This window comes from Solirubrobacter deserti (assembly GCF_027587175.1).
GTDB lineage: Bacteria > Actinomycetota > Thermoleophilia > Solirubrobacterales > Solirubrobacteraceae > Solirubrobacter > Solirubrobacter deserti.
The window spans coordinates 20,704-41,239 of sequence record NZ_JAPCID010000026.1; the positions used below are offsets into that span (position 1 = coordinate 20,704).

At 71.1% G+C, this 20,536-nt stretch carries 21 protein-coding genes and 1 tRNA gene; 8 read left to right on the forward strand and 14 right to left on the reverse strand.

Going from position 1 to position 20,536, the window contains the following annotated elements:
• Window positions 1-370: 370 nt before the first annotated feature.
• The 4 genes from OJ962_RS18210 to OJ962_RS18225 all read right to left on the reverse strand — a co-directional run bounded on the left by OJ962_RS18210 (window position 371) and on the right by OJ962_RS18225 (window position 4,052).
• Window positions 371-754 carry a hypothetical protein gene (locus OJ962_RS18210; RefSeq protein ID WP_202954325.1) on the reverse strand — a complete coding sequence of 128 codons (384 nt, stop codon included), beginning with the start codon at window positions 752-754 and terminating at the stop codon, window positions 371-373.
• A complete protein-coding gene (locus tag OJ962_RS18215) occupies window positions 751-1,584 on the reverse strand; it encodes a ParA family protein (protein ID WP_202954326.1) in 834 nt (277 codons plus the stop codon). Before OJ962_RS18215 ends, OJ962_RS18210 begins: the two co-directional genes overlap by 4 nt.
• 148 nt (window positions 1,585-1,732) lie before the next feature.
• On the reverse strand, window positions 1,733-2,632 hold the full coding sequence (locus OJ962_RS18220; protein WP_270006516.1) for a hypothetical protein: 900 nt from the start codon (window positions 2,630-2,632) through the stop codon (window positions 1,733-1,735).
• 1,346 nt (window positions 2,633-3,978) lie between these two features.
• Window positions 3,979-4,052 (reverse strand) — tRNA-Asp (locus OJ962_RS18225).
• Between the two features lie 138 nt (window positions 4,053-4,190).
• On the opposite strand from OJ962_RS18225, the gene OJ962_RS18230 reads away from it, so the two are divergent.
• The 4 genes from OJ962_RS18230 to OJ962_RS18245 all read left to right on the forward strand — a co-directional run bounded on the left by OJ962_RS18230 (window position 4,191) and on the right by OJ962_RS18245 (window position 9,448).
• Complete coding sequence (locus OJ962_RS18230; protein WP_270006517.1) at window positions 4,191-4,886, forward strand: calcium-binding protein; 696 nt, start codon at window positions 4,191-4,193, stop codon at window positions 4,884-4,886.
• A 207-nt stretch (window positions 4,887-5,093) separates the two neighbouring features.
• The gene (locus OJ962_RS18235) at window positions 5,094-7,277 is read left to right on the forward strand and encodes an MMPL family transporter (protein WP_202954329.1); all 2,184 of its coding nucleotides are present in this window, start codon (window positions 5,094-5,096) and stop codon (window positions 7,275-7,277) included.
• Between the two features lie 10 nt (window positions 7,278-7,287).
• Complete coding sequence (locus OJ962_RS18240; protein WP_202954330.1) at window positions 7,288-8,316, forward strand: 6-phosphofructokinase; 1,029 nt, start codon at window positions 7,288-7,290, stop codon at window positions 8,314-8,316.
• 58 nt (window positions 8,317-8,374) lie between these two features.
• Window positions 8,375-9,448, forward strand: coding sequence for an MFS transporter (locus OJ962_RS18245; RefSeq protein WP_407697520.1), 1,074 nt, complete (start codon window positions 8,375-8,377; stop codon window positions 9,446-9,448).
• On the opposite strand, the gene OJ962_RS18250 is transcribed toward OJ962_RS18245, so the two are convergent.
• Window positions 9,418-10,542: a 4-hydroxybenzoate 3-monooxygenase gene (locus OJ962_RS18250; RefSeq protein ID WP_202954331.1), complete on the reverse strand. Its 1,125-nt coding sequence runs from the start codon at window positions 10,540-10,542 to the stop codon at window positions 9,418-9,420. The genes OJ962_RS18245 and OJ962_RS18250 overlap by 31 nt on opposite strands.
• A 36-nt stretch (window positions 10,543-10,578) precedes the next feature.
• Between OJ962_RS18250 and OJ962_RS18255 the strand changes: the two genes are divergently transcribed.
• From OJ962_RS18255 to OJ962_RS18265, 3 genes are read left to right on the forward strand one after another with little or no spacing between them, the layout of a single operon-like run.
• Complete coding sequence (locus OJ962_RS18255; protein WP_202954332.1) at window positions 10,579-10,893, forward strand: ArsR/SmtB family transcription factor; 315 nt, start codon at window positions 10,579-10,581, stop codon at window positions 10,891-10,893.
• Complete coding sequence (locus tag OJ962_RS18260; protein WP_202954333.1) at window positions 10,884-11,360, forward strand: SRPBCC family protein; 477 nt, start codon at window positions 10,884-10,886, stop codon at window positions 11,358-11,360. The genes OJ962_RS18255 and OJ962_RS18260 overlap by 10 nt, the downstream gene beginning before the upstream one ends.
• Entirely contained in the window at window positions 11,357-11,941 is a 585-nt protein-coding gene (locus OJ962_RS18265) for a dihydrofolate reductase family protein (RefSeq protein WP_202954334.1), read from the forward strand. Before OJ962_RS18260 ends, OJ962_RS18265 begins: the two co-directional genes overlap by 4 nt.
• Here the strand turns inward: OJ962_RS18265 and OJ962_RS18270 are convergent.
• On the reverse strand, window positions 11,938-12,450 hold the full coding sequence (locus OJ962_RS18270; protein WP_202954335.1) for a hypothetical protein: 513 nt from the start codon (window positions 12,448-12,450) through the stop codon (window positions 11,938-11,940). The two genes, OJ962_RS18265 and OJ962_RS18270, sit on opposite strands and share 4 nt — an antisense overlap.
• Window positions 12,451-12,514: 64 nt before the next feature.
• Here OJ962_RS18270 and OJ962_RS18275 point away from each other — a divergent pair, with 64 nt between their 5' ends.
• Window positions 12,515-13,051, forward strand: a complete 537-nt coding sequence (locus OJ962_RS18275) for a TetR/AcrR family transcriptional regulator (RefSeq protein ID WP_202954336.1) — start codon at window positions 12,515-12,517, stop codon at window positions 13,049-13,051.
• Here the strand turns inward: OJ962_RS18275 and OJ962_RS18280 are convergent.
• The 8 genes from OJ962_RS18280 to OJ962_RS34460 are packed head-to-tail and all read right to left on the reverse strand — an operon-like array spanning window position 13,018 to window position 20,500.
• A complete protein-coding gene (locus OJ962_RS18280) occupies window positions 13,018-14,439 on the reverse strand; it encodes a class I adenylate-forming enzyme family protein (RefSeq protein WP_202954337.1) in 1,422 nt (473 codons plus the stop codon). The genes OJ962_RS18275 and OJ962_RS18280 overlap by 34 nt on opposite strands.
• Window positions 14,436-15,296, reverse strand: coding sequence for an amidohydrolase family protein (locus OJ962_RS18285; protein WP_202954338.1), 861 nt, complete (start codon window positions 15,294-15,296; stop codon window positions 14,436-14,438). Before OJ962_RS18285 ends, OJ962_RS18280 begins: the two co-directional genes overlap by 4 nt.
• Window positions 15,293-16,159, reverse strand: a complete 867-nt coding sequence (locus tag OJ962_RS18290) for an SDR family NAD(P)-dependent oxidoreductase (RefSeq protein ID WP_202954339.1) — start codon at window positions 16,157-16,159, stop codon at window positions 15,293-15,295. The genes OJ962_RS18285 and OJ962_RS18290 overlap by 4 nt, the downstream gene beginning before the upstream one ends.
• Complete coding sequence (locus OJ962_RS18295; protein WP_202954340.1) at window positions 16,156-16,596, reverse strand: MaoC family dehydratase; 441 nt, start codon at window positions 16,594-16,596, stop codon at window positions 16,156-16,158. Before OJ962_RS18295 ends, OJ962_RS18290 begins: the two co-directional genes overlap by 4 nt.
• The gene (locus OJ962_RS18300) at window positions 16,596-17,846 is read right to left on the reverse strand and encodes an ABC transporter substrate-binding protein (RefSeq protein WP_202954341.1); all 1,251 of its coding nucleotides are present in this window, start codon (window positions 17,844-17,846) and stop codon (window positions 16,596-16,598) included. The genes OJ962_RS18295 and OJ962_RS18300 overlap by 1 nt, the downstream gene beginning before the upstream one ends.
• Window positions 17,843-18,847: a branched-chain amino acid ABC transporter permease gene (locus OJ962_RS18305; RefSeq protein ID WP_202954342.1), complete on the reverse strand. Its 1,005-nt coding sequence runs from the start codon at window positions 18,845-18,847 to the stop codon at window positions 17,843-17,845. Before OJ962_RS18305 ends, OJ962_RS18300 begins: the two co-directional genes overlap by 4 nt.
• A complete protein-coding gene (locus OJ962_RS18310) occupies window positions 18,840-19,730 on the reverse strand; it encodes a branched-chain amino acid ABC transporter permease (RefSeq protein WP_202954343.1) in 891 nt (296 codons plus the stop codon). Before OJ962_RS18310 ends, OJ962_RS18305 begins: the two co-directional genes overlap by 8 nt.
• Window positions 19,727-20,500 carry an ABC transporter ATP-binding protein gene (locus OJ962_RS34460; protein ID WP_407697521.1) on the reverse strand — a complete coding sequence of 258 codons (774 nt, stop codon included), beginning with the start codon at window positions 20,498-20,500 and terminating at the stop codon, window positions 19,727-19,729. Before OJ962_RS34460 ends, OJ962_RS18310 begins: the two co-directional genes overlap by 4 nt.
• Window positions 20,501-20,536 lie beyond the last annotated feature (36 nt).

Below are 20,536 nucleotides of genomic sequence, written 5' to 3' on the forward strand. Positions count from 1 at the left end.
GCACACCCGCCTCGACCGCTTGCTCTCGCCCGACGCTTTTGCCCTCGCTTGCCGGCCTGCGCTGCCTCCTCTCCCTTTCTCCCGCTGGCCGTTGCCGTTGTTGCTGTTGCTGGTTCTGCTGTCTTCTTCTCCGTTCTATCTCTGTGTTTTCTGATCCCTGCACCACCTCTCAGCCCGTCCGCTGATCCCTGCACCACCACTTCTTGGGGGGACTGGATCCGACCCCTCCTGCCCCCATCTCTTGTCACGTAGGGCGGGAGGGGTCGGAACCAGGCCCCCCACCAACACCGCCCCACACCAGGGATCAGCGGACGGGCGCTGTTCACAGCGATGAACAGCAAAATGAACAGCGCCTCGATGTCGTAGACGCTCATCTCTCCGCCTCCGACTGCCGTGCTCCGGCCGCGATGAGCGCCGCCCTCGCGCGCGCCTTCATCGCCTCGACATCGCCGGCCTCGACGCCCCACATGTCGACCTCGACCTCGCTCAGCAGCTCAACCGCGGCCATCAACACGCCGGTGGCGACAAACTTGCTGCCATGCGATCGCGGCTGCCCGGTGCGGTCCGGACGGGAGAGACCGCGCAGGTAGGAGACTTCTTCCTCAAGCAGCTCGACGCACTGGCGGAGCGTCCTGCTCGCCGACATGCTGGAAGGCGCCGGGGCGGGTTCGCGCGTGGCCAGCCCTCCGGTCGCCGTCGAGCGCGCGAACAGCCCGGCGACCGCCGCGCCCGCATCGGTCCGCCGACCGTTCATCGCGCCACCTCGGCACCGAGCTCGAGGCCGGCACGGTCGGCGAGCTCGGCGGCGAGCGCGCGGTAGTCGGCGCTGACCGGATGGCCCGGGTCGAGCTGGCCGACCGCCAGGCCGGCGGCGTGTGCGTCGCGCACGCGGGTGCTGTGGCGGATCGTCGCCCGGCAAAGCGCGCCGCCAGCCGTTCGGCCGAACAGCTGCTCGAGCTGGGCGTGGATCTCGCGCGCGTGCCGCGTGCGGCCCTCAACTTGGCAGCCGACAATCCCCAGGTAGCCGAGCTGCGGGTTCTCGTACTCGCGGACCTCCTCGACGGTCTCGGTCAGCACCGCCAGACCGGCGACCGAGAGGAAGTCCAGCTGGGTCGGGACCAGCACGCGGTCCGCTGCGACGAGGGCGTTCATCGTCAGCGGCGTCATCCCGGGCGGGCAATCGATCAGGACTACGTCAAACCGCTCGCCGGCGGCCAGGCGCTGCAGGCCGCGCTTGAGGCGCTGGGACGGGCCGCCGCGGCCCGGCTCGCCGAGCGCCCGCTCGGCCGACGCCAGCGCCTTGCTGGCCGGAATCAGCCACGTTCCCCAACGGGTCTCGTGCACCACCCGCTCCAACTGGCCGGGGTCGCCGAACTCCTCCGGGACCAGCAGCCGGCTGACCGTGCGATCCGGCGGCGTATCGAACCCCAGCCCAGCGAGCACCTCCAAGGACGACTGCGGGTCCAGGCCGACCTGCAGCACCCGCACGCCAGCGTCAGCGAGTGCGAACCCGAGGTCCTTGGTCAGCGACGTCTTGCCCGCGCCGCCCTTGCGGTTGAGCACTGCGACCACCACGGCGCTCATCGCGCCGCTCCCGAGCTGCGCAGTTGCGCATTCGCGGTCCTGCGCATCGGCGCGGCTGCGCGACGGCGTCGAAAGTTGGGGATGCAGTGACGTCGGCGCGCGCCTGCGCAACTGGTGCGCACACCGCGTCGTCGGGCCTGGTTGCTGCTCATCGGAGGTCCTCCGTGTTGGTTGGGAATCGAAGATCGGGTACCTGCCAGCTGCCGCGGGCGAGCTCGGCGCGGTAGCGGGTCGCGCGAGCGCCGACGCCGTCGAGCTCCTCGCAGCGATCGCTCTCCCGCAACCGCGGGCTGGCACCGAGGCCAGGCAGGCGCTGAAGCGCGAGCTCGGCATTCGGCCAGCGCGCCGGATCGCCGCCCGCGAGCAGCACCTGGTCGCGCACGCGGACTCGGCGGCCCTCAGAGCTCTCAAAGCGCGCGGCGGGTAGGCGAAACTGCAGCCCCGGGCGCGGCGCCCGGCGCGCCCTGGCCCGCTCACGAGCCCGGTCCAGCCGCGCCTCATCGTCGATCAGCGCGGCGGCGCGCATGCCCTTGGCCAGCACCAGCAGCCGCGCGACATCGCCGGCGAACACCGTCGCGCGGCGCTGTGCGGCCAGTGCGCACAACGCAGCCGCGCCGCTCTGCGGCCATCCATCGGGGCGGTGCTCGGCGTGATCCTCGTAGAGCGCGATCGCGCGCCCCGTTCGGGCCGCGAGCCCCACATCCGCTCGGCCGGCGAACGCGGTCCCGCAGTCCACCACCTTGGCCAGCCCGTACCGGTGCGCCACCCACGCCTCACGCAACCGCCCCAACGGACAGCTGCGACCGTCTGGCCACGCCAGTACCGCCGCGACCCTCGCGCTCGCCTGCACCCGGATCGCTGCCGACCGCCACGCGACCCTGGCGCGATGCGCCGCCAGCCGCTCGTTCACCAAGGCGTTGAACTCGCCGGGCGAAATGCGCCCCACCTCCTCGGTGCCCGCCGTTTGCGCCGCCTGTGCCCCCACGCCGCCCGTGGTTGCCGCGCGAGCGCACGCGCCCGTCTCAACAACAACCGTCCCGTTCTCCATCACCGCCCGAGCTGCACCAGACGCCGCCCAACCCTCACTACGAGACGTCGCAGCTCTCCGCGAACGGTTCGCGGAGACCAGTGAGGGCGCCGACGTAGGAGGCGCTCCGAAGGGATGCGTCAAATCTCCTGAAGCCCTCCGAGCACAGGCGCGGGCGATCTGAGCCTCGGCTGCGGCCCGCCGGCGACGCTCGTGACCGACCAGCTCGCGCGCCAGCGAGACCCGCGCGCGCGTCGCAGCGGTTGGGACGCCGCTCCGAGCCCGGATGCCGGTCAGCGCCGGGGCCCGTCGGTCCGTACGCGACCGTCGCCGCTCGCGAGCCCTCCACGACCGGGCCCGGGCACGCGCCACCGCCAGCTCGGCGTCCTCAGGGGCAGGCGCCGCCAGCAGCACGATCTGCGTGCGCCACCAAACGTCGTCCCCGTCGCGCTCGGGCTCGTGCGCCACCACGCCCGCGGCCTGCAGGTCGTCGAGCCAGCGCTGCACGCTCCGTCGGTGCTTGCGGACGAACGCCGCTCGCGCGACGCGCCCGCGTGGAACCGGGCCCCAACCGATCACCGGCGCCAACCCCACGACCAACTGCCCGATCGACGTCGCGTACCGGCCCGACTTGGCCGCGTGCCCCAGCCGGAACAAGTAGCGCTTGACCGCGTACGCCCGCGTCTCCAACCGATCGTCGCCTGGCGTCGTGCAACCCCTCTCGCGGCGGGCGCGCCCCAGGAGCGCGACCACCACGAGGCGGCCCGGCTCAGCGGGCAGCGGCTCGATCGCCGGGCGGTACCAGCGACGCCCGCGAGACGAAGAAGTCGGAAGCTCCAGCGGCACCGCCAACGCCCGAAGGCGCCGCGGCAGCACGAAGCACTGCGCGCACGAACAGACGCTCGCGGCACAGCTGGATCAGGCCCCAACCACCAGGAGCGGGCCGCTCGAAGCGCACGCCGCCGCAACCCCTCAAAAAGGGGTTGGCGATCTGTCCGGCACCCGGGTACAGTTGGGGAAGGCATTTATGTGGCTCCTCACGGAGCGGATGGGCGGCGAAGCCGCAGTACGAAGACCGGGTTGCCCCCCGGTCTTTGTCGTTCTGCGGCCAGGTTGTGGCGGTCCGCGCGGACCGCGGGCAGCCGACGTCAACCACGATTGAGTGCGCGTCGCCCGGCCGCTAGGCGGTCTCTCGCAACTGGCGTTGCGGAGAGGTGCGGGCCGGGGCGCTGTGCACCCGCCCGTCACCTTTTCGTCACCTTTTTACGCGCGAGCCCAGCGAACTGCTGCTGAGCCTTGCGGATCGCTACTGGACCGGGGCGCCGCGAAAGTCCTGCATTTGCGGCGCGCTGCGGTCCAGTGCGGAACGGGAGCGACGGGGCTCGAACCCGCGACCTCCGGCGTGACAGGCCGGCGCTCTAACCAACTGAGCTACGCCCCCTTGGCGCGGAGGAAGATAGTAGCGCCCCACCGCCGGGTCCGAGCCGCGGACTTCCGGCGAGCCGCAACTCGACGGCTCGAACGGGTTTCCACGGGGTGTCAACCGATGGGAGCCCGGAGGTAGGGCATGTTCAGGGTAATGGCGGGCGGCGCCGTCTCGACGGTGCTGGCGACGCTTGCGTTCAGCGGGTCGGCGCAGGCTGTGCAGATCACGGGAACTCCGGGGAGCGACCGCATCCGGGCGACCGGTCAGGCGGACGTGGTGGACGGTGCGGCCGGGGACGACCGGATCGGCGCGCGGTCCGGGCCGGACACGGTCACGGGCGGTGAAGGGCTGGACCGGATCTGGGGCGGGCGAGGCGCGGATCGGCTGTTCGGCGGCGTCGGGGACGACCGGATCTGGGGCAATCACGGCCACGACCACAGCTGGGGCGAGGACGGCAACGACCACATGGGCGGGGCCGCCGGCAACGACAAGCAGTGGGGCGGAACGGGGAACGACCTGATCTACGCCGCGCGCGGGAACGACGAGACGTGGGGCGAGGACGGCGACGACCAGCTGTGGGCGATGGCGCGGGCCGACGTGCACGGGCCCAACGACACGGCGGGTGACGTCCTCCATGGCGGGCCGGGCAACGACACGTTCCGCGTGCGCGACGGAGAGGCCGACACGGTTGACTGCGGAGCGGGCGTGGACACGGTCTACGCGGACTTCAAGGATGTGCTCAGCAATCCGGGCGAGTGCGAGGTCGTCAACCGGGCACGACGGGCCAAGAAGGGCGAGGATCAGCGTGAGAACGTGGATCCGGCCGAGTCGGTGAGCGTCCGCGAGTAGTGCCAGATGGGGCGGGGTATGTCGGTGACATGTACATCGGCATTGGCACCCTCCTCCTCATCATCATCATCCTGCTGCTGGTCTTCGTGGTCCTGTAGCAGCGGGCGGAGCTATGGCTTCCCCCACCCTCGAGTCGGTGGGGTGCTGTAGCCCAAGAGGCCGGTGTGCGCGAGTGAAGTCCGGCCCCATTCTCGGGACGCTGCGCACATGCCTAAGAGGAACCTCGCCGCGCGTGCCGGACACTGGAGCGCGCGGCACCGGAAGACCGCCATCTTCGGATGGCTCGCGTTCGTCGTCATCGCGTTCGTGCTGGGTGGAGCGATCGGCACGAACTCGCTCGAGCCCGAGGACACGGGCAACGGCTCCTCGGCGGTCGCCGACAAGGCGATCGCCGCCGCGGACTTTCCCGACAAGGCCGACGAGCAGGTCCTGGTCACCGCCCGCGATGGTGGCCTGAAGGCGTCGGACCCGCAGTTCAGACAGGGCGTCGACACGGTCGTCGCCCAGTTGCAGAAGACCAAGCACGTCGAGGAGATCGCCTCGCCCTACGAGCAGGGCAACGAGGGCCAGATCTCCAAGGGCCAGGACGCGGCGCTGGTCACGTTCTCCATCAAAGGGGACAGCGACGCGACCGACGAACGCGTCGACTCGACGCTGAACGCCACCAAGGCCGCCCAGCAACAGCACCCGGACCTGCGGATCGAGCAGTTCGGTGACGCGTCCGCCGACAAGGCGCTGTCCGCCTCGCTGGACGACGACTTCAAGCGCGCGGAGTTCCTCTCGCTCCCGATCACGCTGATCATCCTGATCGTCGCCTTCGGCGCGCTCGTCGCCGCCGGCGTGCCGCTGCTGCTCGGCATCACCGCCGTGATCGGCACGCTCGGCCTCGTCGCGCCGATCAGCCAGATCATCCCGATGGAGGAGTCCGCGGCTTCGGTCATCCTGCTCATCGGCCTCGCCGTCGGCGTCGACTATTCACTCTTCTACTTGCGGCGCAAGATGGAGGAACGGGATGCCGGACGCTCCTCGGAGGCCGCGCTCGAGTTCGCCGCCGCCACGTCCGGCAAGGCCGTGCTCATCTCCGGCCTCACGGTCCTGATCGCGATGGCCGGCATGTTCATCGCGGGCAACGCCGTCTTCACCTCGTTCGCCGTGGGCACGATGCTCGTCGTCGCGGTCGCGATGCTCGGCAGCGTCACCGTCCTGCCGGCCGTGATCTCCAAGCTCGGCGACAAGGTCGAGAAGGGCCGCGTGCCGTTCATCGGCCGCCTGCGCCACCGCAACCACGGCGAGTCGCGCGTGTGGAACTTCGTCATCGACCGCAGCCTCCGGCGGCCGGTCCTGGCCGTCGTGCTGTCCGCCGGGTTTCTCCTGCTGCTCGCCTACCCGGCGCTGCACATGCGCACGGTCAACCCGGGCGCCGCGGGCCTGCCGCACGACCTGCCGATCATGCAGACCTACGAGCGCATCCAGGACGAGTTCCCGGGTGGCCCGATGCCGGCGATCGTCGCCATCCAGGCCAAGGACGTCACGACGCCCGAGGTCCAGGACGGCATCAAGGCGCTGATCGCCGACGCCTCCGGCCCGACGTCGACCATCGTCTCCCCCAACAAGGAAGTCGCGATCGTCTCCATCCCGCTGCCGGGCAACGGCACCGACGACGCGTCCGAGGCCGCCCTCGCCACGCTGCGCGACAAGACGATCCCGGCCACGATCGACCGGGTCCCGGGCGCCGAGGCCAACGTGACGGGCATGACCGCCGGCTCGAAGGACTTCAACGACCGCATGAACTCGCGCCTGCCGTTCGTGTTCGCGTTCGTGCTCGGCCTGGCGTTCCTGCTGCTGCTCGTGACGTTCCGCAGCATCGTCATCCCGCTCAAGGCGATCGTGCTGAACCTGCTCTCAGTGGGCGCCGCCTACGGCGTGATGACGTGGATCTTCCAGGACGGCCACCTCGAAGGGCTGTTGAACTTCGAGTCCGTCGGCGGCATCACGTCCTGGCTGCCGCTGTTTATGTTCGTGATCCTGTTCGGCCTCTCGATGGACTACCACGTGTTCATCCTCAGCCGCATCCGCGAGGCGTTCGACCGGGGCGAGTCCACCGAGGACGCCGTCGCGCACGGCATCAAGGCCACGGCGGGGGTCGTCACCAGCGCCGCGATCGTGATGGTCGCCGTGTTCGCGATCTTCGCGACGCTCTCGATGATCGAGTTCAAGCAGATGGGCGTCGGCCTGGCCGTGGCCATCCTGCTGGACGCGACGCTCGTGCGCGCGGTCCTGCTCCCCGCCGCGATGAAGCTGCTGGGCGAGCGCAACTGGTACCTGCCGCGCGGCCTGCGCTGGTTGCCGAAGTGGGACCACGAGCCGACTCCGGAGCCGGTGCACGCATAAGCTGAGGTGCATGCGAATTGGAGTGCTCACCGGGGGCGGCGACTGCCCCGGACTGAATGCGGTCATCCGGGGCGTCGTCCGTAAGGGGATCAACGCCCACGGGCACGAGTTCTTCGGCTTCCGGCACGGGTGGGCCGGCGTCATCAACAACGAAGGCGTCGACCTCACCCTCGATAGCACGCGCGGGATCCTGCACCGTGGCGGGACGATCCTCGGGTCGTCCCGCACCAACGTGTACAAGGTCGAGGACGGCCTGAACAAGGTCAAGGCCGCGATGGAGGCCAACAACCTCGACGCGCTGATCCCGATCGGCGGCGAGGACACGCTCGGCGTCGCGGGCCGGCTGCACGAGGACGGCATCCCCGTCGTCGGCGTCCCGAAGACGATCGACAACGACCTCGCCGCCACGGACTTCACGTTCGGCTTCCAGACCGCGGTGCAGATCGCCACGGACGCGATCGACCGCCTGCACACGACCGCGGAGTCGCACAACCGCGTGCTCGTGTGCGAGGTCATGGGCCGCCACGCCGGCTGGCTCGCCGTGTACTCCGGCCTGGCCGGCGGCGCCGACGTGATCCTCATCCCGGAGCGCCCGTTCGACATCGACGAGGTCGTCGACCACCTCAAGCGCCGCCACGACCGCGGCGCGACGTTCTCGATCGTCGTCGTCGCCGAGGGCGCCACGCCCAAGGACGGCGGCCTGCTCACGCAGTACGAGACCAAGGACGCCTTCGGTCACGTCCGCCTCGGCGGCATCGGCTCGATGCTCGAGCGTCAGATCGAAGAGAAGACGGGCTTCGAGTCGCGCACGACGATCCTCGGCCACATCCAGCGCGGCGGCACGCCGCTCGCGTTCGACCGCGTGCTCGGCAGCCGCTTCGGCGTCGCCGCCGTGGACGCCATCACCGAGGGCAACTACGGCAAGATGGCCGCGCTGCGCGGCACGGCCATCGAGATGGTGCCCCTCGCCGAGGCGCTCGCCGAGCCCAAGCTCGTCGACGCGGAGCTCTACGAGACCGCTGCGGTCTTCTTCGGTTAGAGCATTAGCAGTCCCCGTCCTGCTGACGGGGCTGAATCTGCGGCCGCTCTTCGGGAGCCTGCCGCCGCTGCTGGCCGACGTCCGGGCTGAGCTCGGGCTGTCGGCCGCGGCGGCGGGGCTGCTGACGACCGGCCCGCTGCTGTGCCTGGGCATCCTCGCGCCGCTCGGCCCGCGGATCGCCCGCCGCTACCCGGTGGAGCGAATCATCGCGCTCGCGCTCCTCTGCACGGCGATCGGGACGGCGCTGCGCGGACTCGGCGGGATCGCGCCGCTGTATCTCGGCACGTTGATGGCCGGCGCGGCGATCGCGCTCACGCAGGTCGTCACGCCCGCGTGGGTGCGGGCCAAGACCGACCAGGGCGCGGGCCTGCTCACCGGGCTGTTCTCGACCGCACTGGTCGCGGGAGCCACGATCGCGACCTTCACCGCGATCCCGTTCGAGGAGGCGCTCGGCGGGTGGGAGCCGTCGCTGGCGATCTGGGCCCTGCCGGCGCTGATCGGGTTCGCCGTCTGGGTCCCGTACGCGCTGCGCGCGCGGGAGCCCGTCGCCGCGACCGTCGGTCACCCGCTGTGGCGCAACCGCACCGCGTGGTCGATCGCGCTGCTGATGGGCCTGCAGTCGATGGCGTTCTTCTCAACCATCTCGTGGCTGCCGGAGATCCTCGTCGACGACGGGATGAGCGAGGGCTACGCGGGCTTCCTCTCGGGCGTGACGCAGCTCGTGCAGATGATCCCGGCGTTCGCGATGCCGGTGCTCGCCGCGCGCCGTGAGACCCAGCTCGATCTGCTGCTGGTGATCGTCGGCACGGCGCTGGTCGGCCTGCTCGGCGTGATGCTCCTGCCGGACCTCTCGCTGTTGTGGATGGTGCCGCTGGGCATCGGCCAGGGCGGCGCGCTCGGGCTGGCGCTGATGCTGCCGGTGCTGCGCGGGCGCGACCCCGGCGAGGTGGCGGGGATGACCGCGATGGCGATGGGCGTCGGCTACCTGATCGCGGCCGGCGGGCCCGCGCTGGTCGGCGCCGTGCACGACATCTCGGACGAGTGGAACTGGCCGCTCGGCGTGCTGCTGGTGATGACGATCGTGCAGCTGCCCGCCGCGCTTCACGCGGTGATGAAGGGCAAGCCGACGTAGTTCTCGGCCAGCGCCGTCGCCTGCGCCTCGCTGGTGACCGTGTAGCGCAGCTGCGAGCGCTGGAGCTGCGTCTCGAACGGGTCGTCGCTCATGCGGTGCAGCATCGAAGTCATCCACCAGCTGAAGTGCTGGACGCGCCAGACGCGTTCGAGCGCGCGCTGCGTGTAGGCGGCCAGGGCGCCTTCATCGCCGAACGAGGACGCCAGCAGCGCGACGTCCGCCATCGCCGTGTTCAGGCCCTTCGCGCCCGTCGGCGGGACGATGTGCGCGGCGTCACCGGCGAGGAACAGCTTGCCGTGCTGCATCGGCTCGACCACGAACGAGCGCATCGGCGTGACGCCCTTCTCGAAGATCGGCCCGCGGTTGACGGACATGCCGAAGCGGCGGTCGAGCTCGTCCCAGATCTCCTCGTCGGGCAGCGGCTCGGCGTCGGGCGCGCACTGCAGGTACATCCGCGTGATCTGGTGTGAGCGCATCGACGCCAGCGCGAACCCGCGCTCATGGTGCGCGTAGATGAGCTCCTCCGAGGCGGGCGCGCACTCGGCGAGGATCCCCATCCAGCCGAACGGGTACTCGCGCTCGTAGACGGTCAGGACGTCGGCGATCGCCGGCCGGCAGACGCCGTGGAAGCCGTCGCAACCGGCGATCAGGTCGGCTTCGAGCGTGTGGGATTCGCCCTCGTGCGTGTAGGTCACCGTGCCGGCGGGATCCACGACCACGTCACTGACCTCGAAGTGCAGCGGGAGGCCGGACTGCAGGCGCGCCTCGATCAGGTCCTTGACGACCTCCTGCTGGCCATAGATCGTGATTGCCCGGCCGGTCAGGTCCTTGAGCGGGATGCGGTGGCCCTCGCCGTCGAAGCGCAGCTCGACGCCCTCGTGCACGAGCCCTTCGCGGTGCATCCGCGCGCCCAGACCGACCTCGTCCATCAGGTCCATCGTCGCCTGCTCGAGCACGCCGGCGCGCACGCGCTGCTGCACGTACTCACGCTCCCGCGCCTCGAGGATCACCGACTCGATCCCCCGCCGCTCCAGCAGCCGCCCGAGCATCAGCCCGGCCGGCCCGCCCCCCACGATCGCGACCTGCGTGCGCATGCCGTCACGATACGGCCCGTGGTAACCTATAACCGAATGGTTGTAGATGCGGACGCCCTCTTCCATGCCCTGGCCGACCCGACCCGGCGCGACATCCTCGCCGTGGTGCTGCACGAGCAGCACTCGGTCTCGGATCTGGCGCGCCGCTATCCGATCAGCTTCGCCGCGGTGCACAAGCACGTTGGTGCGCTCGAGCGCGCGGGGCTCGTGACCAAGACCCGCCACGGGCGCGAGCAGCGCGTGCGGGGCGACGTCGCGACGCTGCGCAGCGCCCACCGGCTGCTGGACGAGCTGGAGACGCTGTGGCGCGGGCGCATCGATCGCATGGAGCAGGTGCTCGAGTGCCCGTGACGAGCGTCGTCAAGGACGCCGACGCCCGGACACTGACGATCACCGCGCGCTTCGACGCGTCTGTCGAGCGCGTGTGGCGGCTGTGGAGCGACCCGCGCCAGCTGGAGCGCTGGTGGGGCCCGCCGGGCTACCCCGCGACGGTGACCGAGCACGACCTCGTGCCGGGCGGCACCGTGGCCTACTTCATGACCGGCCCCGACGGCGAGCAGCACCATGGCTGGTGGCGTGTGCGCGGGGTCGACCCGCCCCGCGCGCTCGAGTTCGACGACGGCGGACCGGACATGCCGACCGGCGCGATCAGCGTCGCGCTCTCCGAGCTGGCAGGCGGCGACACGCAGATGATCGTCACCGCGTCCTGGGAGAGCGCCGAGGCGATGCGACGGATCTTCGACACGGGCACGGACGCCGGGATGACGGCCGCGGTGGGCCAGATCGACGAGCTACTCGACCCGAAGGGGACGACATGACGGCGACGTACACCTGGGACATCTTCTGCACCCTCGACGGCTACGGCTCCTACGACGCGAATGGGCCCGGCGACTGGGGCGGCTACTGGAGCAAGCAGGGTCCGGAGTTCCTGGCGCACCGCGAGGCGATGTACGACGCGGAACAGCGGATGGTCTTCGGGGCGAAGACCTACAAGCAGTACGTGGAGATGCTGGGCGCGAGCGCCCCGGACCCGCTGCTCAGCGCCGGGTGGATCACGCGGATGCGCAACTCGCCGACGTTCGTGGCCTCTAAGACGCTCAAGGATCCCCTCGAGTGGGAGACCGCGACCGTCATGCCCGACGCCGTCGACGACGTCGCCCGGTTCAAGCGGGAGTCCGACGTGCCGCTGCGCTCACACGGCAGCCTGTCGCTGAACTGGGCGCTGATGGCCGCCGGCCTCGTCGATCGTGTGCAGGTGGCGATCTTCCCCGTCATCTCCGGCCGTACCGGTACCGAGCCGATCCTCGGCGGCGCGGCCGACTTCGACCTGGAGCTGCTCGAGCACCGCACGCTCGACGGCCGCATCCAGGAGCTCGTCTACAAGCCGAGCCTGCACTAGGCGACGGCCACGGCCCTCCGCGCGCGGAAGGTCGACACCAGGTACAGGACGGCACCGACCGCGGCGTAGCCGGCCAGCATCGCGAGTTGCGCCTCCTCACGGGAGGAGGCGGCGACGAAGCTCACGCCAGCGAGCGTCGAGAGGCCGCCGCTGACGATCATCGGCCACCCGTCGCGGTGGCGCAGCGCGAGGGCGAGCTGCAGCGCGCCGGACACGGCGGCCCAGGCGCCGAACACGAGCAGCGCGTCACGCGCGTCGCCGGCGAAGCCCGTGACGGCCAGGGCCACGGCGGCGAGCGTGCTGAGCGCGCCGTTGACCCAGCGCCGCTCGACGAAGGACGAGACGGCGTCGATAAGCGGATAGGCGGCGAGGAGCAGCGCGATCGCCGCGGTCAGCTCGGTGGCGGTCGTCGGGACCCGGTCGCCCACGGCGACGACGAAGGCGACGGCCCAGACGACCGCGAGCGCGGCCCGGCCGCGGGTAAGAAGAGAGAACGTTCGTTCTTGCATGGCCCGGAGTGAAGCAGGCAGCAGCGCCCTTGTCAAGAACAATCGTTCTTTCTATCTTCGAGGCATGCGGATCGCGACGCTGCCCACCGCCAAGAACTCGGAGGCGCGCGACCGGCTGCTCCGGACCGCCTCGGCGATCTTCTACACCGAGGGCATCAACAGCGTCGGCGTCGACTACATCGTGGCCGCCAGCAAGGTCACGCGAGCGACGTTCTATCGCCACTTCCCGAGCAAGACCGACCTGGTGCTCGCCTACTTGCAGGCGGCGCACGACGCGATCGCGGCGCAGCTCACGGGCGCCACCGTCGAGGCGCTGATCGAGGACGTCCGCGCGTCGATCCAGCGGCGCGAGTTCCACGGGTGCGCGTTCATCTGCGCCGCCGCGGAGTTCGAGGAGGAGGACCATCCCGTCCGGCGGGCGGTCGCCGCGCACCGCGAGTGGTACTTCGGCGTGGTCCGCGACGCCTTCGGCGACGAGGACGCCGCGCGGCACTTCGTCATGCTCCGCGACGGCGCGTTCGTCGGCGCGCATCTCGGCGACGCGGAGCTCGCCGCCGAGACGTTCCGTCAGCTCACCAGCCGGTCGCGGCCCGCCCAGTAGGGCGCCCGCAGCTGGTGCTTGAGCAGCTTGCCCGCGCCGGACTTGGGCAGCGGCTCCTCACGCACCTCGATCATGCGCGGCACCTTGAAGCCGGCCAACGCGGCACGGCAGTGCTCGCGCAGCTCCTCCGGGCGAGCGCGGCCGACGACGACGGCGTGCACGGCCTCGCCCCAGCGCTCGTCCGGCACGCCGAACACGGCGACCTCGTCGACCGCCGGATGCTGCGAGAGCACGGCCTCGACCTCGACCGAGTACACGTTCTCGCCGCCGGTGATGATCATGTCCTTGGCGCGGTCGACCATGAAGAAGTAGCCGTCGGCGTCCTCGCGCGCGAGGTCGCCGGTGCGGTACCAGCCGTCCACCAGCGCCGCGGCCGTGGCCTCGGGCCGGTTCCAGTAGCCGAGCATGATGTTCGGGCCGCGCACCCACAGCTCGCCGACCTCCCCGCGCGGCGCGCGCACCTCGGCCTGCACACCCGGGACGACCACGCCCATCGAGGACGGCCGCGTGTCGTGGTCGGCGCGCGAGAGCCGCGTGACGGTCGGCGCGGCCTCGGTCATCCCGTAGAACTGGACGACGTCGCAGTCCGGCAGCCACTCGAGCACGCGCCGCTGCAGCTCCGGCGAGATCGGCGAAGCCGCGTACTGCAGGTGGCGCAAGGCGCTGACGTCGTGACCGTCGGCGTGCTCGAGCAGCATCGCCAGCATCGTCGGGACGAACACGGCGTGCGTGATCGAGTGCTGCTCGATCGCGCGCAGGACCGCGAGCGGCTCGAAGCGCGGCAGGATCACCGACCGCGCGCCCACCCACGTGCACGCGAAGACGTTCGAGGTGCCGGCGACGTGGAACATCGGGCACACGTGCAACCACCGATCCTCGCGCGCGTGGCCCGTCACCGCGAGGTTGTGCAGCGCGTTGGAGAGCAGGTTGCGGTGTGAGAGCATCACGCCCTTGGGCGTCCCGGTCGTGCCGCCGGTGTAAGAGATCGCCGCGAGCGCGTTCTCCCTCACGCCCGGGAACGCGTGCTCCGGCCCGGCGACGAGCGCCTCGTAGTCGACGAGGGGCACGCCGAGGTCCGAGGCCCGCGGATCGTCGCTGATCAACGCGTCCAGCCCAGCGTCCTGGACCATGAACGCCAGCTCCTCCAGCGACAGCCGGTAGTTGAGGTCGACGAGCACCTTGCCGAACGCCGGCAGCCCGAGCCAGCACTCCATGTGCGCGAGCGAGTTCGGCCCGAGGTAGCCGACCCGCTCGGCGTCGAGCCCGCCCAGCGCTCGCACACGCCGCCCCAACTCCGCGTACGTCACCGACCGCGGCCCGTCGACCACCGCCACATCGTCGGCGAACAGCCGCTCAGCGCGAGCGAGAGGCCACGACAGATCGCTCATAGCCCCAGCAGCCGCGCCGCGTTCTCCTTGAGCACGAGCGGCCGCACCTCGTCGCGGATGTCGATCTGCTCGAAGTCCCGCAGCCAGCGGTCCGGCGTGATCAACGGATAGTCGGAGCCAAACAGCATCTTGTGCTTGAGCAGGGTGTTCGTGTACCGCACCAGGCTCTCGGGGAAGTACTTCGGCGACCAGCCGCTCAGGTCGATGTACACGTTCGGCTTGTGGACTGCGATCGCGAGCGCCTCGTCCTGCCACGGGAACGACGGGTGGGCGAGGATGATGTTCAGGCCGCCGAAGTCCGCGGCGACGTCGTCGACCGCCATCGGGTTGGAGTACTTCAGGCGCACCCCGCCGCCGCCCGGCAGCCCGGCTCCGATCCCGGTCGTCCCCGAGTGGAAGAGCGCGATCAGCCCCGCCTCCTCGATCACCTCGTAGAGCGGATAGAACGTTCGGTCGTTGGGCCAGAACGCCTGCGTGTTCGGGTGGAACTTGAACCCGCGCGCGCCCCGCTCGATCCACTCGCGCGCCTCGCGCACGGCCAGCTTGCCCTTGTGCGGATCGACAGACGCGAACGGGATCAGCACGTCCGGGTTCGCCTCGGCGGCCGCCAGCACCTCCGCGTTGCCCAGCCGCTTGCGCCCCATCCCCGCTTCGTCGTCCACGGTGAAGATCACGGCGGCGATGCGGCGCTCGCGGTAGTAGTCGGCGACCTCCTGCGCGGTCGGCTGCGGCGGCGAGCCCCCGAAGTACTTGCCCGCCGCCTCCAGCACCTCCGCCGTCACCGGGTCCTGCGGCTCACCGTCGTTGCGCTCGGCGTGCGTGTGCACGTCGATCGCGACCAGGTCCGCGACGTTCACGTCAGATCCAGCTCCGGCAGCCGCACCCCGTACGGCTGCGGCTCGAAGGCCGCGACGGCGTCGGCGATCGCGTCCGCGGTCCAGCCCCCGTCGCGCAGCTCGAAGGCGATCTCGGCCGGGTGCGAGTGCAGCGACAGCCGGTCGCCGCCGATCCCGATCGCCTGCCCCGTGACGCCCGCCGACGCATCCGACGCGAAGTACACCACCAGCGGCGCGCAGTCGGACGCAGGGCCGAGCGCGTGCTCACGCCGCACCTCGGGCGGGAACTCGTCGCGGCCCACCAAAGGCGCATACATCGGAATCGTCTCGGTCATCGCCGTCCACGCCGTCGGCACGATCGCGTTGACGGTCACCTGCGCCCGCGCGAGCTCCAGCGCCCACGTGCGCGCGAACGCGACCACCCCCGCCTTCGCCGCCGCGTAGTTCGTCTGCCCGAAGTTGCCGTACTGCCCGGCGGGTGACCCGACGACGACGATCCGGCCGCCCTCCCCCTGCTCGCGGAGCCGGATCGCCGCCGCCCGGGCACAGGTGAACGTGCCGCGCAGGTGCGTCTCCACGACGAGGTCGAAGTCCTCGTCGGTCATCTTCCACAGCACCTTGTCGCGCAGCACGCCGGCGTTGGTGACCATCACATCCAGCCGGCCGTAGGCCTCCACCGCGGTCGCGACGAGCATGTCCGCCGTCTCCGCCGACCCCACCGGGCCGGGCGCGGCGACGCCGCCGATCGCCGACGCCACCTCGTCCGCGCCCTCGAGGTCGTTCACCACGACCGAGGCGCCCGCCGCCGCCAGCGCCTCCGCGTAGGCGCGCCCCAGCCCGCGCCCCGCGCCCGTGACGATCGCGACCTTCCCGTCGAGCCTCATGCGTAGTACCGGAACAGGCAGTCGGCGACCACCGCGGGCTTGTCCTGGTCGCGCACCTCGACCGTCATCGTGACCTTCACCTGCACGCCTCCTCGCACTTCACTGACTTCGCCGACTTCCGCCACGCCCCGGAACGACGCCCCCACCGGCAGCGGCGCCGGAAAGCGCAGCCGATCCATCCCGTAGTTGACGCCGGTCGCGCCGGACACGTCCAGCAGCTCCTGCGAGATCGGCGCCAGCAGCGCCACGCTCAGGTAGCCGTGGGCGATCGTCCCGCCGAACGGCGAGTCCTTCGCCCGCTCGGGGTCGACGTGGATGTAGTTGTGGTCCTCGGTCACGTCGGCGAACGCGTTCACGCGCTCCTGCGTCATCTCGCGCCACGCCGTCGGGCCGAGGCGCTGCCCGGCCAGGCCGGGCAGCTCCGCCAGGGCCGGCATCAGAACGAGTAGCCCTCGGCGTCGGCGGCCTGGGCCGGCTCACCGAGCGCCTCGAGCCCGCCCGGCGCGTCCTTGCTCACCTTCGCGATGTACACCAGCGAGCCCGGAGGCGAGGCCGGGTCGCTGAAGTCGAGCGTTCCCGCGACGGTCCCGCCCGTGTCCAGCGCCGTCAGCGAGTGCAGCGCGTCGAGCACGCCCTTGCGCGTGAGGTCCTTGTTCTCGCACGCCTTCGTCAGCGCCGCGTCGGCGATCTGCGCGCCCGCGTACGCGTACAGCGAGCCGTTGGAGGACGGCGTGCCCTTCGGGTACTTGGCCTGGTACTCGGACAGGAACTTGGTCACGCCCTCGCTCTGCACCGACAGCGGCGCCATCGAGGAGACGACGAAGTAGTTCGCCTCCATCGCGTCGGCGGCGGGCGTGGTGAGCAGCTGCGGCGTCCAGCCCGGCCCGTTCGCCACGATCGGCACGTCCAGCTTCTGGGACGCGGCCAAACCGGCCAGCGAAGCGGCCTGCGGCGGCGCGGCGCTGAACAGGATCGCCTTCACGCCCGCCTTCTTGAACGCGGACACCTGGCCGGTCATGTCCTGGTCGGCCGGCGTGATCTTCTGCTCGAGGATCTCCAGCCCGTGCTTCTCAGCGGCGAACTTCGAGCCCTTGAGCGCGTTCTCGCCGTAGTCGCCCTCGAAGTACAGGTGACCGATCGTGTCCCCGGACGCGACCCCGTGCTCCTTCATCAAGAAGTCGACGGCGTTGATGGCCTCGATGTCGTAGGTCGTGCCCGCGATGGCGACGTTCTCGCTCGGCAGGATGTCCGACGTCCAGCCCGCGAAGTTGAGGAACATCTGGTCCTGCTGGACGTTGGGCAGCAGCGCGTTGACGATCGAGGAGCCGAGCACCAGGCCCAGCCCGATCACGTCGCCCGACAACTGCTGGTAGGCGGCGACCGCCTTCTGGGGGTCGTAGCCCGTGTCCTGGACCTTGACCTCGATCTGGCGTCCGCAGATCCCGCCCGCCTTGTTCTTCGCGTCCCAGTAGAGGTTCGCGCCCTCCATCTGCGACTTGCCGTTGGGCGCGAACACGCCGCTGAGGTCCGGCAGGTACCCGAGCGTGATGGTGTCGGCGGACGCGCCCGGACCGGTCTTGACCGCCTGCTCGCCCGAGCCCTTCGCGGGCTCCTCCTCCGCGCCGCCCTTGCCGCACGCCGTCACCGTGAACGCGAGCACCACCGCGAGCAGTCCGACACGCCTCATACGACCCTCTCCTTTCGGTGAACGAGCCCCGCGAGCCCGTCACGGGCGAACAGCAGGACGGCGACGATCGCCGCCCCGTAGAGCAACCGGCTGAACTCCGCGGCCCCCACTCCGCCGCTTCCGGGTTCAGCGAGCAGCGGCAGCGAGCCGCTGTAGTGGTTGAGGATCAGCGGCAGCGCGGTGACGAACACCGCGCCCGCGGCCGCGCCGCCGACCGATCCGGCGCCCCCGATCACGACCATCACCAGGAAGTCGATCGACAGCAGCAGCCCGAACGACTCGGGGACGATGCGCCCGAACGCGAGCGCCATCAGCACGCCGCCGAGCCCGGCGTACATCGAGGACACCGTGAACGCCGCGGCCTTGTAGCGGACGACATCGATGCCGTTGGTGGCCGCCGCGACCTCGCTGTCGCGCACCGTGGCGAGCGCACGGCCCGGCCGCGAGCGCACGAGGTTGTGCCCGTACCAGAGCGAGAGCGCCACGAGGACCAGCCCGAGGTACCAGAGCTTCTCGAGCGGACCGTAGGGCACGCCGAGCACCACCAGCCCGTCCGCGCCGGTGAACTCGAAGCCGAACAGGCTGAACGGCGGCACGGCCACGCCGCGGTAGCCGCCTGTGATCCCGGTCGCGTTCTGGAAGATGTGCTGGCCGAGGAAGACGAGGCCGAGGCTGGCGAGCCCGAGGTAGATGCCGCGCACGCGGCCCGCGATCGGGCTGAAGAGCGCGCCCGCGACCCCCGCCAGCAGCACCGCCGCGACCAGCGCGAGCAGCGGCGGGATGCGGTCCGCCAGGTACGCGTAGCCGTAGGCGCCGATCGCGACGAAGAACGCGTGCGCGAGCGAGAGCTGGCCCGCGATGCCGACCAGGATCGAGAGCCCGATCGCGGCGATGATCGCGGCCATCGCGAACAGCCCGGTCTGCAGCCAGAACGCCTCGAACCAGATCGGCACCGCGGCCAGCAGCACGACGACCACCGCGGCTCCCAGCCACCTAGACACGCGTCACCTCCCGCGTCCCGAACAACCCCGAGGGCCGGACCAACAGCACGAGCAGCATCACCGCGAACGGCGCGACGCCGCCCAGCCCGCGGCCGAGGAACGACAGCTCCTCCTGGTAGCCCGCGGTGAGCACCGAGACGACGCCGATGATCAAGCCGCCGAGCACGGCGCCGCCGGGCGAGTCGAACCCGCCGAGCACGACCGCCGGGATCGTGGCCAGGGCGAGCAGGCCCACGCTGCCGGTCACGCCCGCCGCCGGGAAGCTCGTCAGGAACAGCCCGCCGATCGCGGCCAGGGCGCCGGCGAGCGCCCACGCCGTCGCCGCCACGCGGTTGAGCCGGATGCCCATCAGCGACGCGACCTCGCCGTCCTCGGCCGCCGAGCGCATGGCGATCCCGAAGTCGGTGAACTTGAACGCGAGCCAGAAGCCCGCGACGAGCACGGCCGCCACGCCGCCCGCGAGCACGCGCGAGGTGGCGACGCGGATGCCGGCGACCTCGGTCACGTCGCTGCCCCACGGCGCGCCGATGTTCAGCACGTCCGTGCCGATCCGGCGCGAGAGCTCGGTCGCGAGCAGGATGTCGACGCCGAGCGTGAGGATCGCGAGCGTGCCGAGATCGGCGCGGCGGATGCGGCGGATCAGCACGGCGTCGATCAACACCGACGCCACCGCGGCCGCCAACACACCGAGCGCCACCGCGAGCGCGAACCCGACCGACTCGTGCGCGCGGGCGATCACGTACGCGCCCAGCAGCAGCACCGAGCCCTGCGCGAAGTTGATCACGTGCGTGGCCTTGAAGACGGTCACGAACCCGAGCGCGACGAGCGAGTAGATCGCCCCGAGGAACAGGCCGCCCACGAACAACGTCACGAACTGGTTCACGCCGCCGCTCCCAGATAGGCCTTGAGCACGTCCGGGTCGCGCTGGACCGTGGCCGGCGTCCCGTCGGCGATCCGCTTGCCGAAGTCGAGCACCGTGACCCGATCGGCCATCCCCATCACGAACGTCATGTCGTGCTCGACCAGCAGCACGGAGATGCCGAGCTCCGCGCGGGCGCGTGAGATCGCGTCGGCCATGGCCGCGGACTCGTCGCGGACCATGCCGGCGACGGGCTCGTCGAGCAGCAGCAACTCGGGCTCCGCGCACAGCGCGCGGGCGAGCTCCACGCGCTTGCGCGTGCCGTAGGAGAGCGTGCCGACGGGGCGTTCGAGCTCGGTCAGCCCGAGCAGCTCGGCGATCTCGCGCACGCGCGCCTCGTGCTCCGCCCGCTCCCGCCGCGCGCGGGGCAGCTTGAGCCCGTCGGCGAGGAACCCCGACCGCATCAGCCGGTGGCGCGCAACGAGCAGGTTGTCCAGCACGGACACCCGCGGAGAGAGCGCGATGTTCTGGAACGTGCGCGCGACGCCGAGCGCGGCGATCCGGTGCGGGCGCAGCCTCGTGAGCTCGTGGCTCCCGTAACGCACCGATCCGGCGCTCGCCGCGTAGACGCCGGAGAGCACGTTCAGGCACGTGGACTTGCCCGCGCCGTTCGGGCCGATCAGCGCGTGCAGCGAGCCGGGCTCGACGGTGAACGAGACGTCGGACAGCGCGGCCAGGCCACCGAAGCGGACGGACAGCGCTTCCACCGCGAGCGGCTGCGCGGAGCTCTCCACGCGCGTCCCGGTCGCGGCGGCCTGCGTGGACACGCC